The 13,040-nt window shown below is 67.7% G+C and carries 5 protein-coding genes; all 5 read right to left on the reverse strand.

Annotation, left to right across the window (positions count from 1 at the left end; genetic code table 11):
- Window positions 1-4: 4 nt before the first annotated feature.
- Window positions 5-7,867 carry a non-ribosomal peptide synthetase/type I polyketide synthase gene (locus LGY53_RS25775; RefSeq protein ID WP_225729293.1) on the reverse strand — a complete coding sequence of 2,621 codons (7,863 nt, stop codon included), beginning with the start codon at window positions 7,865-7,867 and terminating at the stop codon, window positions 5-7.
- A gap of 102 nt (window positions 7,868-7,969) precedes the next feature.
- Complete coding sequence (locus LGY53_RS25780; RefSeq protein WP_225729294.1) at window positions 7,970-9,205, reverse strand: MFS transporter; 1,236 nt, start codon at window positions 9,203-9,205, stop codon at window positions 7,970-7,972.
- Between the two features lie 36 nt (window positions 9,206-9,241).
- Window positions 9,242-10,654, reverse strand: a complete 1,413-nt coding sequence (locus LGY53_RS25785; RefSeq protein WP_225729295.1) for an MATE family efflux transporter — start codon at window positions 10,652-10,654, stop codon at window positions 9,242-9,244.
- A gap of 14 nt (window positions 10,655-10,668) precedes the next feature.
- A complete protein-coding gene (locus LGY53_RS25790; protein ID WP_225729296.1) occupies window positions 10,669-11,982 on the reverse strand; it encodes an alanine racemase in 1,314 nt (437 codons plus the stop codon).
- Window positions 11,979-12,944 (reverse strand): ornithine cyclodeaminase, encoded by a 966-nt coding sequence (locus LGY53_RS25795; RefSeq protein ID WP_225729297.1) that lies wholly within the window; start codon window positions 12,942-12,944, stop codon window positions 11,979-11,981. Before LGY53_RS25795 ends, LGY53_RS25790 begins: the two co-directional genes overlap by 4 nt.
- Between the last annotated feature and the right edge of the window lie 96 nt (window positions 12,945-13,040).

Consider the following 13,040-nt stretch of genomic DNA (forward strand, 5'->3'; position numbering starts at 1 on the left):
CGCATTACCTCTGGATCTCGTTCAGCAGCGCCTCGGCGAGGGCCTCGACATGGGGCGGCCGGACGATGCCGTAGTGATCGCCGGGCAGTTCGACGATCCGGGCGTCGCCCGTGCAATGCGCGAGCCATGCGGCCGCGGTGGCCGGGGTCGCACCGTGCGCCGCGCGGTAAAAGCGAACGGCGCCCGCGTAATCGGGAGCCCGGTAGGTCAGCAGTGCCCGGGTGTTGCGGGAGAATCGCGTGACGATGGCGGTCAGCGTGTCGGCGTCCACGTCGGTGGGCAGGACGCCCGTGGCGCGCGCCCAGTCGTGCAGATCGTCGATGGAATCGAATTCCACCGGTGCCCAATCTATTCCGGCTAGACCCGCGAGATCTCTCGCGAACCAGGACAAGAGTGTGGCCTCCGCGGGGATGTCCGGATTCCGGGGGATCGGCGGTTCGAGCACATCCATCATGGCGACGAATTCGACCTCGGCGCCCCGCCGGTTCAGCCGTGCCGCCATCTCCAGCGCGATCATGCCGCCCATGGACCAGCCGCCGAGCCGGTACCGACCGCGCGGGAGTGCGTCGATGTAGTGCGCGGCCAGTTCGGGAATGGTGGTCAGCGGCTCGTCGGTGTCCGGTATCTGTAGCGCGTACACCGACTGGTCGGGGCCGAGCCGCGAAGCCAGATCCGAGTAGCAGAGCACATCGCCGCCGACCGGATGCACCAGGATCCACGGTGTCGCCGAACCGGTTTCCCTGATCGGCACCAGCGCGCGCCGGCGAGCCCGCCCCGCGCGCACCACCTCGGCCAGCGTGGCGATGGTGGGATGCTCGAAGAGGGCGGACAGGGGTAGCGCACGGCCCAGCTGTGTGCCGATGCGGGCCATCAGGCGCACCGCGAGCAGCGAATTTCCGCCCAGCGCAAAGAATGTGGTGTCCATGCCGAAGTCCCGGCCGGGGAACAGCTCGGCCCAGATATCGGCCAGCGTCCGCTCGATGTCGTCGCGCGGCGCGACCAGCGCGGGCGGGGCAGCCGCGGGCAGTTCGATCATGGGCAGTGCGGCGCGATCCAGTTTTCCGTTGCGGCCCAACGGAAGTGCGTCGAGCAGCACGATATGCCTCGGCACCAGATAGTCGGGTAGTTCGGCGCGCAGTGCCGTCACCAACTCGTCGGGTGTCACGGCGTCGGCAACGACGTAGGCGGCCAGCCGCCGATCCTGCTGTTCGCCGACGACAGCGGCCGCGGCGGCCCGAACTCGGGTGTCGCGCAGCAGTGCCGCCTCGATCTCACCGAGCTCCACCCGATAACCGTTGATCTTGACCTGCGTGTCGCGGCGGCCGAGGAATTCGATGGAACCGTCCGGCAGATAACGCCCGAGATCCCCGGTGCGGTACATCCGTTCGTCGGTCGCCGGGTGCCGGACGAAGGCGGCCTTCGTCTTGGCCTCGTCACCGAGATAGCCTCGGGCAAGGCCCGCGCCCGCGATGTACAGCTCACCGGGGACCCAGGTCGGGCATGGCCGCCACGCCTCGTCGAGCACGTGGAATCGCTGGTTGCGCAACGGTTTTCCGTACGGGATCGATGTCGCGGCCGGGTCGACCCGCTCGATCGGGTGATGGATCGACCAGATCGAAGCCTCCGTCGCGCCACCGAGACCGCAGATCACGGTGGCGGGGGCCAGTTTTCGGATGCGGTCGGGCAGGCTCACCGGGATCCAGTCGCCGCTGAGCAGCACCACCCGCAACGGAATCGGCGACGGTTGCGCTGTCAGGTGATCGACGAACATCTCCATCAGCGCGGGCACGCTGTTCCACACGGTGACACCGTGCGCGGCAACGAGATCCGCCCACCGAGCCGGTTCCCGAGCTGCCGTGGGCTCCGGCAGCACGAGTGCCGCGCCGGCCGCCAGCGTGCCGAAGATGTCGTAGACGGAAAGGTCGAAATTCAACGCGGACAGTCCGAATACCCGGTCCTCCGGGCCGATCCGGAACCGCTCGTTGATGTCGAGCACGGTGTTGCGGGCGGCGCGATGCTCGATCATCACACCCTTGGGCGTTCCGGTGGATCCGGAAGTGAAGATCACATATGCCAAATCATCCGGCCTGGCGGAACACGTCAACGGCCCGTCATCGGTTATCTCGTCCGGTTCGGGTTCGTCGACGCACAGCAGGTCTATGCCGACCGGCCACTCGGTGCGCTGTTCGACCGCCCGCTCGGTCAGGACCGCCGCGACGCCCGACTCGGCGAGCAGCACCCGCAACCGTTCGGCCGGAACGTCGGCGTCCATCGGCACATAGCCCGCGCCCGCCCTGAGCGTGCCGAGCACGGCGACCACCTGATGTGCGCCCTTCTCCAGCACAACCGCCACGAGCGCTCCGCTGCCGACACCCCGATCCCGCAGTCGGCGCGCCAGCCGCGCCGATCGCGTTTCGAGCTCACCGTAGGTTAGGGTCGCCGCGGCCGAGATCACGGCGATGGCATGCGGATTCTCCTTGGCCCGCAACAGGAACGGCTCGTGCAGCAGGCCCGCGTCGACGGATTCGCCGGTAGCGTTGGCCGACCGGCGAGGCAGCAGATCGGCATCAGGCACAAGGATCGGAGCGGGCCGCTGCCATGCGGACTCGTCGGCGGCGAGGCGACGCAGCAGTCCGGCGTACGCGCCGAACATCGTCTCGATCATGCCGTCCGGGAACAGACCGGTCACCACATCCCAGTTGACGACCAGTTCGCCTGCCTCCTCGATGATCTGGTGATCCAGCCACACCTGGGGCGTGCGAACGCAGCTGTACACCTCCGTCGCTGCCTCGCCGAGCCCGAGCAGGTGATGCACCATGCCGGTCATACCGCCCGCGCCGTCCCGGCCCGCGAAGTTGACCATGCTCGCGAACACCACCGGCATACTGGCGCCGATGATGTTGCCGCGCAGCAGATTCACCTCGCGCAGCACCTCGACGCCGGACATATCGCCGTGTTCCAGATCCGCCCACAGCCGGCTCTGGATCCGTTCGACGGTGCGGGCGAAGGTTTCGTCGGCGAGGGTCACCGCGAGCAGGGTTGTGGTGCTGAAGTTCCCGACAACGGCGTCCACCTGCTCGTGCGACATCACCCGGTTCGCGAACATCACATTGAGGGTGAAAGAGCTTGTGCCGCTCCATGCGGCGAGAATCCACGAGTACGCGGTGCAGAGCGCCGCGGACGGGGTGACGCCGTGCGCGCCGGCTATTCGTCGCAGCTCGGTCCATTCCGCGGCGGACAATGTCGTTGTGTGGTGGGTGAATTCGGGGACGCCGACCTCGGCCGGGTTGACGGCGAGCGGAAGCCTTGGCGCCCCGGGCAATTCGGCGATCCGCTCACGCCAGTACCGCTCGGCCTCGGCGCGCCGGCGGGCATTGCGCCGCTCCCGCAGCGCGGCGAGATAGTCGCGGAAGGTCAGCGACAGCTCCGGCAGCGCGTGCGGACCATCCCGGTATACCGTGGCCCATTCCCGGAACAGCAGCGCCGCGCTCCAACCGTCGACCACCAGCGCGTCGAGGCCGATGTGCAGCCGGGTGGTTCGTGCGTCCAGCCGGGTGGCCCTGATGTCGAAAAGCGGCCAGGTGGCCGCATCCAAGACCTGGCCCTTCGACTCGCTTCTGATGCGATCGAGCGCGGCGTCCCGATCGGAGGCCGACAAGTCGGCGAGATCCACTGTGCGGATGGTGAATTCGGGCACCGTCGGCAACACCCGCTGGGTGCCGTCCGCACTGACCACCGCCCGCAGCATGTCGTGCCGCCGAATCAGCACCCGCAGCGCCGAGGTGAGCCGGTCTATTTCGAGGCCGACGATATCGACTTCGAAATAGGAATAGGTTGAGACTCCGCCGAGTTCGAACGCCGTCGACCGGCCGACCAGATATGCGTGCTGTAAATCGGTGAGCGGGAACGGATCATGGCGAGCGGCCTCGTTCGGTGTCGACGGCGCGGGCCCATGTCCCTCCGCTTCAGGCGCGCCGATCAGGTCGGCGATGAAACTGTTGACGCTGGGGGCGTTCAGGAATGCGTCGAGCGGCGGGGCCACGCCCAGGTCGTCGCGCAGCGCGTCCTGTGCCTCCAGCGCCATCCATGAGTCCAGGCCGAGATCGGTCATCGGGATGCCGGGGTCGAGATCGGCTTCGCGGATGTCCAGAACCCGGGCCAGCGTTGCGATCACCACGGTGCGTATTCGATCGGCATCGTTGAGCGGCTGTGCGGCAACATTATTCGGTTCGGCGGTGTTCGGCCCGTCGCGCATTCGATCGAGGGAAATGTCATCGAGCACCGAATTGGCAACAGCCGCAACGGGTATCGGCTCGGGGACAGCGGCAACCGCATCGTGTGTCGGCTCTGCGACAGTACCATCGAGAGCCGACCCAGCGGCAGCGTCATCCAACACCGGTTCGGCGGCAAGCACCGACCCGGAGTCCAGCGCGTCCCTGGTGCGGGCCGGGTCGTGGACGACGGCGGGGCAGTTCCGCAGCACCACACGGAATTCCACGTGATGGGCCTCGGCGACGACTCTGCCGGAGGCATCCGCGAGAAAGAACGATGCCAGCGGCGGGTTCGGATCGACTCGGCAGTAACAGTAAAGCGGCTGGCCGGTGGACGTGCCCTGCCAGACGAATCGCTCTATCCGAGTGACCACGGGTGGCTGCTCGGGTAGACAACCCGAAACGGTGTGGAACATCGCCTCCAGCAATCCGGGGTGCGGCGTGCGCCCATCCCATCGGATGTGCTCGGGCGAGCTGAGCCGAGCCATCGCCTCATCGTCGGCGTACCAGATATGTTCGGCCCAGCGCGCCGCCGGACCGAGGTACACGGCACGCCGCCACAGCCGCCGGTACAGGTCGTCGGCGGTCAGCTCGCCGGTCAGCCGCCCCCGGATCGCTGCGACATCCATCGTGGACGGTTCGGCGGCGATTTCCGTGCGCCCCTGACAGATCTGGTCCCAGTCGGCGGGTTCGGCCGCGTCGGTCGAATGCAGCCGGAACGAGCCGTCGGGCTCCACCACGAACTGGACGCGCCTGCGGTCGTCGGGATCCAGCCACAGCGCCCGAGTCAATTCGTAGTCCCGGATGGTCACCGCCCCGGTCCCGGTCGACTCGCGTGCCGCCTCCACCGCCATGGCCAGGTGTACACCGGCCCCGACCAGTGGACTGCCGTACACCACATGTTCGTCGATCGCCCGGTATATCGCCGGCGCCAGCGTCGATTCGAATTGCGCAGTGGGCAGCGGGGATTGCAGTCGTCGGCCGAGCAGCGGCGGTTCCTCGGACCGCCCGGCCTCCCCATGGCGATTCCGCCGGAACGGATAGGTCGGCGCGGTCACCAAACGCCGACCCCGACCCTCGTCGAAACGACGCCAGTCGATCGCGACACCCGCGGTGTGCAACGCGGCAACGCACTCCCCCAGCACCTGCCAATCGTCCTGTCCCCGACGCAGTGTCGGCAACAACAGCGCGCCCGGCACCGCAGCACCGGCCGCACCGAGCAGTGTCGGGGTCGGCCCCAGTTCCACAAAGACACCGCCACCCTGCGTCGCTACCGCACGCACATTGTCGGCGAATCCAGCAGGCGCACAGCCCAACTCGCTCGGCGCACGGTCGATCTCACCTGCCGCAGACTCCAACCCACCCGCGGCACGATCCAACCCACCCGCGGCACGATCCAACCCACCCGCGGCACGATCCAACCCACCCGCGGCACGATCCAGCCTGCCTGCGGCACGGTCCAGACCGCCTGCAGCACGATCCGGCCCACCCACGGCACCGTCCGGCCCGCCCGCCGCATGATCCAACCCGTCACGCTCACGATCCAACCCGTCACGCGCATGATCGAACCCGCCTGGCGCACGGTCGCACCTGTCAGGAGCACAGTCGAACCCGCCACGCGCGCGATCGGATCCCCTCGGAACACCGTCGATCCCACCAGGTGAAAAACCGGTTCCCCCACGCGCACCGCTTTCTGCGGCCAACCGTAAGCCGGACGGGAAATCCAACGCACCCCTTACACATTCAGCTACCAGCTCACCGACACCGCGGCCGAGTAGCACATCCGCTTCGATACCCCAATGCCGCAACAGCCGGGCGAGCGCGTACTCCACGGCGAACAGCGCGGGGCGGGCGTAGCGGGGCTGGGCGAGCAGGTCGTCGCGGTTGAGCACATCCGACAGTGGGCAGCCGAGCAGCGGCCGCAGTACTTCATCGGCTTCGTTCAGGGTTTCCCGGAAGCGTGACTCCGTATCGAGCAGCCGACGACACATGCCTGGGTAGACCGCGTCGTCCCCGGAGAACAGGAAGACGATATTCCTCGCCACATGGTCGCCGGGCAACTGGGAACCCAACTCCGCGAGGCGTTCCCGCATGCCCTGCGCGGTGCTCGCGGCGACTGCGGCGCGATATGGGAACAAGGCCCGGCCGGTGTTCGCGGTGAAACACAGGTCCGCGAGCCGATTGTCATCGATCGCGGACAACCGGGTGGAGTATGCTGCGGCCAGCTTCGTCAGGGCGGCAGCAGATTTCGCCGACAGGGCCAGCACATGCGCGGTACGGTCCGGCCCGATCGGGTCGTTTCCGGCTGTGCCGCAAGCCCGTTCGAGGATGACGTGCGCGTTGGTGCCGCTGGCCCCGAACGAGCTGACGCCTACGACGGGCGGCCGATCGGACGGTAGCGTGGTCAGCTCGGTGGGAACCGAAATACCCGTTCCGGCAATGGGATTGATGGTTTTCAGGTGCGGATGCGGCGGAATCTCACCGTGCGCGAGACACAGCACCGCCTTGAGCAGGCCCGCGACACCCGCCGCCGGCTCGAGATGGCCGATATTCGCCTTCACCGAACCGACCAGCAGCGGCCGACCGTCGCGGTCCGCGCCGAGTGCGGTGCGCAACGCGCGCAGCTCCGCCGCATCACCCATGGGCGTGCCGGTGCCGTGCGCCTCCACATAGTCGATCCGTTCGGGCGGCAGGTCCGCGGCGCGCAATGCCGCACGGATCAGCTCGATTTGGGAGTCGGTGTCCGGTGCGGTGATACCGCGGCTGCGGCCGTCGGAGTTGACCGAGGAACCGCGGATCACCGCCCAGATGCGGTCGCCGTCCGCTGTCGCATCGCTCAGACGTTTGAGCACGACGACGCCGCAACCCTCGCCGCGCACATAGCCGTCGGCGGTCGCGTCGAACACTCGGCAGCGTCCGGTCGGCGACAGCATTCGCGCCTCGGACAGCACCCGGAACCAGTACGGGGACAGCAGGATATTGGCCCCGCCCGCCAGCGCGAGATCGGATTCGCCCGCACGCAGGCTCTGCGCGGCCAGATGCACGGCGACCAGCGATGACGAGGTCGCCGTGTCGACCGCGACGGCGGGCCCGCGCAACCCGAGATGGTAGGCGAGCCGACCCGCCGCGAACGAGGCCGCACCGCCGGTGAGCGCATGTCCCGACACCGAATCCATTGGCCCGGAAGGGATTCGGGCACCCTCGTCGTGGGATACGCCGACGAAGACACCGACCGCCGCGCCGATCAGCCGGTCGGCGGGGCATCCGGCATGTTCCAGTGCCTCCCACGCGACCTCCAGCAGTAGCCGGTGGCGCGGGTCGACGGCCGCAGCCTCGCGAGGTGAGATCCCGAAGAACTCGGCGTCGAATTCGTCTATGCCGCTGAGCAATCCGGCCCGATGCGGAATAGCCATCCGGGATTTCGGCATCGCGCCGACACCGTCACCGCCCGCGCGCAGGAACCGCCAGAACGACTCGGGGCTCGACGCCCCGCCCGGCATCCGGCACGCCATGCCGACGAGGGCGATCGGCTCGGCCGTCCGGGACAGCGCACTCTGCCCGGACGAATGTGACTGCGCTGCACCGCGATCGACCATCGAACGTTCCATCGTCTGTGTCGTGAACACGACATCGACTGGCCAGTTTATTGAGATACCGCGTCCCGCGATACGTTCGTCATCCCCAGATCGACCGAACCGTCACCGTCGACCGCCGCCACGATGGCGAACGACCACCAAGGGCACGGCCCCGGCGACCACCGCCGCGACCACGGCCACCAACCGAAATCCACCGGCGGCGAACAATTGTCCCGCCGACAGACTGGCCAGCGCGGAACTGGCCCACACCACGGCGTCGACCCGCCCCTGCAACCGGGCGCGCTCCCCAGTCGGCAGGTCGCGGCTGAGTGTGCCGCTGCCGCCGACGAATACGAGATTCCAGCCGTAGCCCACCAGGAACAGCCCGACGGGTATCCAGAGCCGATAGGACCCCGGCGCCGCCGCGACGGTGATCGCCGCGACCAGCAGCACGGCCAGACCCGCCGTCATGGCGACCCGGCCGCCCCACCGGTCGACGATCCGGCCGGATACCGGTGCGAGCGCGTACATTCCGGCCATATGCGCGCTGATCACCCAGCCCACGGTGTCCAACCCGCTGCCGAGATGGCGCATCTGCACCGGCGTCATCGTCATCACCGAAACCATCACCGCCTGCGCGGCGACCATGGCGACCAGCGGTGCCAGCACCGTTCGTGCCCGCAGCGACGACCAGAGCGACGACCGCTCCGGTCGCCCGTCGTCGGCCCGGCCCGCGGCGCGCGGCAGCGCGACGGTCACCGCCACGGTCGCGACGGCGAATATCGCCGACAGCGCAACGGGTCCGGACAGGCCGGGCAACCGTGCACCGTCGGCGGCGGCCGACGCGGGCGCGATGAGGGCGGGTCCGGCGATCGCGCCGACCGTCCCCGCCCACACGATCAGCGATACCCCGAATCCGCGCCGCTGGTCGGGCATTACGGCCGCGGCGATATAGCGGGACAATTGGGTCGCGCCGTAGCCGCCGCCGAAGATCAGCACGCCGATGAGCAGTGCCGGCAGCGAAGAACGCAGTGCGCCAACGGTCGCGACCACTCCGCCGAGGCCGGCCACACAATACATGACCAGCAGCGCGGCGCGGCGGCCGTGCCTGGCCAGCAGTGCGGATGTGCTCAACGCCCCTGCCGCCGTACCCAATACCAGCGCCGCGTTGGACAGCCCGCTCGCACCCGGCCCGGCCTGCTCCGCGGCGAACATCGTCGCCACCGTCGACAGGCCGACCGCGCCGGTATTCATCAGCACCGCGCCGGCGAAAAGCGTTGCCAGCGAACGTCGTCTCGTCGATGTGACCGACTCGGCTCGTTCGACCGGTCCGGGGGCCGACCGCTTGACACCCGACATCGATCCATCTCCTCTGCTGATCCGCACCGATCGTGGTCAGCGGCTGTCGGCCGGTTCCGATTCGATGCGGAGTTCCGCACGGAATTGTTTCAGGAGTAGCACCGCGGTGCTGCCGAAGCCGAGGCAGAGTCCGAGCCAGACGCCGTATCCGCGCCAGTGCAGTAGATAAGCCGCCCCGGCCATCGCCGGTATCCCGATCAACCAGTAGCCGATCACCGTAATGCGCAGGCCCGCGGTCGTATTGCCGAGGCCGCGCAGCATTCCGACGCAAATATTTTGTGCGCCTTTGCAATACTGATGCGCGATGGCGAACCACAGCAGGGTGGCCGCGGTCGCGACCACCTCGGCATCGTCATCGCCGTGCAGGAACGGCGCCAGCACGAGGTGCGGCGCGGCGAGATACGCCAGCGCGAGCACCGTCATGGCGGCGGCGCCGACGGTGAGTGCACGGCGGCCGATGCGCCCCGCCTCGGCGCGGTCGCCCGCGCCGGCGGACCGGCTGATCAGAATCGAAGATCCTTGGGACAGACCGATATTGAGCTGATAGGCGATGTAGGCGAGCTGGTTGACCACATTGCTCGCGGCCAGCATTCCCGGCCCGAACGCACCCATCAACAGGGTGGCGACCGAGGTGATGGCGGCCTCGTTACCGTAGGTGAGCGAGATGGGGATCCCCATTCGCACGATGCGGCGGGCGCTACCGCGATCGAGGTTCCAGCAGTCGAGGGCGAGCAGCCCGGCGAGGTGTGGGTCGCGCCGGATGCGGGAGTAGAAGACCGCGAGGGTGAATACCTGAACGCAGGTTGTCGACAGACCGATGCCGGTCAGACCGAGTGCGGGCAGTCCGAGCCAGCCGTAGATGAACGCGGCATTCAGTACCGCGTTGACCGCGATCGATACGATGGTGACCTTCAGCAGCGAGCCGGGGCGGCGCATCCCGACCGCGAACTGCCGCAACACATTCAGCCACAGCATCGGCAGCAGCCCCGGGGCGAGCGCGATCATCATCGGGCGGGCCTGCTCGACGATCTCCCGGCGTTGCCCGAACCACGCCAGCAGCAGCCCGAACCCGGTGAGCGCCATGGCGGCGACGAGACCCACGACGGTGGCGACGAGAAATCCGGACCGCACCAGGTCGCGCACCTGCGCGCGGGTCCGATCGTCGATTTCCGGTCCACCCGTTCGCTTTTCACCGCTGCCGACCGCACCCGCGATCAGGTTCCCCACCCCGGTGACCATGCCGACGCACATGGTGCGCACTTGGTTGTACAGCAGGATGGCCAGCCCGCCCGCGGCGACCGCGACGACGCCTATCAGACCCATCATCGCCAGGTCGACGGTAGTCAACGCGACCTGTGCGAGTTGAATGCCCGCGATCGGCAACGCCAGCGCGATCACCGGCCGATAGCCGCGCGGGTGGATCTTGTCGCCGACGAATCGTGGCATCATGCGGTAGCCCTCGATCAGTTGGTGTCGAGCGTCCAGACGTATCGGCCGTCGTGCTCGCGCAGCCGGACCTTGGGTGGCAGCGGCAGCTGATGGAATTCGCTTTCGTTCTTGTCCATCTGGTAGCCGGCCGTATTCGGATAGATGAGCAGATCACCGTGCCGCGGCTGTCGCGGAAAGGTGATCTTACGCCAGGTGAGCACGTCGTATTCGAGGCAACTCGCGCCGCCGACAAATGCGGTGACCGGCGAATCGGCAGCCGAATTCGCTTGCCACAGTATTGGTTCGGGAAGGAATTCGCTGCCTTTCCACTGTTCGGACAGGCTCATGCTCAACCCGGCCACGGTGACGACGCCGTGGTCACCGCGCCATTTGAATCCCTGCACCGGAAACACCGAGAACCCGGCCTGATCCAGTAGCGCGCGCCCCGGCTCACAAAGCAGCCTGGTCGAGGTCGCGGCGAAGCGCCCACCGACCTCGCCGAGAATCGCCGCGAGCATCCGCGCACCGGCCGGGCTCTGATGGTAGGGATAGAACTTCGCGAATCGAATACCGGAATGGAACCAGTCGGGGCGGTAGCCGTCCCGAAAACGTTGCCAGTCGGCCGATTCGAGGTAGTTGCAGGCGAATCCGCCGCCGATGGAGATCGATGTCGCGGCCAGTCCGCGGGCGCGCGCCGCCACGCACGCGTCGATCAGTCGATCGGCGAGCTCCACGCGCGGCCCGACCTGATAACCGTTGAGGTGGAAGGAGAATCCGTCCATCGTCACCATGTCCATGGCTTGCGCGCAGCGGTCGACGGCGCGGGCGAGCTGCTCCGGGTCGAGGCCGAATCGACTGTCCGGATCGGCTTCGGGCAGCACTCGCAACAGGATTCGAACTCGGGCGCCGATGTCGATCAGACGATCGAGTTCGTCCAGACTGTCGATGGCGATGAGGCACCGATGACGAGACGCCAACCACAGCAGGCGGTTCGCCTTCGCCGCGCCGGTGACGACGATGTCCTCACCCCGAATGCCATGCGCCAGTGCGTGAATCAATTCGGGCGCGCTGGCGACGTCGACGCCGCCGTCGTATCGCACGCATTCGTCCAGCCAGACGCCCGCCTTATTGGCCTTCTTCCCGTAATAGATCTGGCCATCCACGCCCGCGGCGTCGAGCGCACCCTTGAATGCCGCGAGGTTGTCACCGAATCGGTCCGGATTGATCACATGGAACGGTCCGGATACCGCGCGGGCGATATCGGCCAGCAGGCGGGGGTCGGCCTGCGCGCGCAGCGCCCAGTCGGACTGGATCGCGGGCAGAGCGGGTCCGGTAGCCGAAACTGTCACTGCCACAGTTCGACTCGCTGTCCACGGCCCGCGGCGATCGCGCGGGTGGCGAGCGCATGCGCCACCGGGATATCGGTGATGATCATGCCGCTGGAGAAGGCGAAGACCCTGTCGTCCCGAGTGCGTCTGCCCGCCGCTCGCCCGGCGAGGATGTCGGGCAGGACCGCGTCGATGCGCACGCTGCCGTCGGGCCCGGCCAATCGCGTTCCGGTAACGCCTAATTGGCCGATGCTGGTGGTCACGGTGTAGTCGGCGTCCCGCAACGCGCCGCTGGCGACACCCTTGCTGGCCACCGAGACGAGCAGTCCGCCGGGCGGCAGCCAACTCGTTTGCACCGGCGGGTGCGCGGCCCGCCCCGAGGCGGCGACCACGATATCGGAGGCGGCCACCGCCGCAGGCACATCCGTCACCAATTCGAGTTCCCTTTCCGGGAAGTGCTCACGGAAGATGCGCTGCGACAAGGCAATTCCATCCGGGTGGGTGCCGAACAACCGCAGCCGCTCCAGCTGCGGCAGCGTCGCGAGCAGATACGGCAGCGTGTGCACGCCCTGCACTCCGGTGCCGATCATCAGCGCCGACCGCGCATCCGGTCGGGCACAGCAGCGTGCGATCAGCGCCGTGGTAGCCGGCGTGCGGGAGGCTCCCACCCGCTGACAGTCCATGAGCGCGAACGGCAGGCCGGTCGCGTCGTCGTACAAACTGATTGTGGTGTAATACTTTTCGTTGGTCCGGCTGCCCTGGCGGTACGACGTCTTGAAACCGAGGAATTCGAGGTCGCCGTCATAGCCGAGCATCGAATACGACACCGAATCCCGCGCCTGGTCGGGCAGCGGCATCATCAGCTTCGTCGGGCACCGGGATCGCCCGTCCGCCAGTGCCAGATAACCGTTTTCGACGGCGTCGATCACATCTTTCGGGGATAGGTCCAGATCCGCCAGATCGCTGCGCGTGAGGATATGCATGCAGACCGCCATCCAATCGTCATGCCGAGAATTCACCGAGAATCGGTGAGCGCCCGCGGGATTGTCAACGGACAGTGGATCGCCACTTGCGCATGC

The sequence above is a fragment of the Nocardia sp. JCM 34519.1 genome (assembly GCF_020361265.1).
Taxonomy (GTDB): domain Bacteria; phylum Actinomycetota; class Actinomycetes; order Mycobacteriales; family Mycobacteriaceae; genus Nocardia; species Nocardia arthritidis_A.

Excerpts from the sequence above, each read along its gene's own strand:
- LGY53_RS25780 (WP_225729294.1), bottom strand. The coding sequence starts at position 9,205 with ATGTCGGGTGTCAAGCGGTCGGCCCCCGGACCGGTCGAACGAGCCGAG.
- LGY53_RS25785 (WP_225729295.1), bottom strand. The coding sequence starts at position 10,654 with ATGATGCCACGATTCGTCGGCGACAAGATCCACCCGCGCGGCTATCGG.
- LGY53_RS25795 (WP_225729297.1), bottom strand. The coding sequence starts at position 12,944 with ATGCATATCCTCACGCGCAGCGATCTGGCGGATCTGGACCTATCCCCG.
- LGY53_RS25775 (WP_225729293.1), bottom strand. The coding sequence starts at position 7,867 with ATGGTCGATCGCGGTGCAGCGCAGTCACATTCGTCCGGGCAGAGTGCG.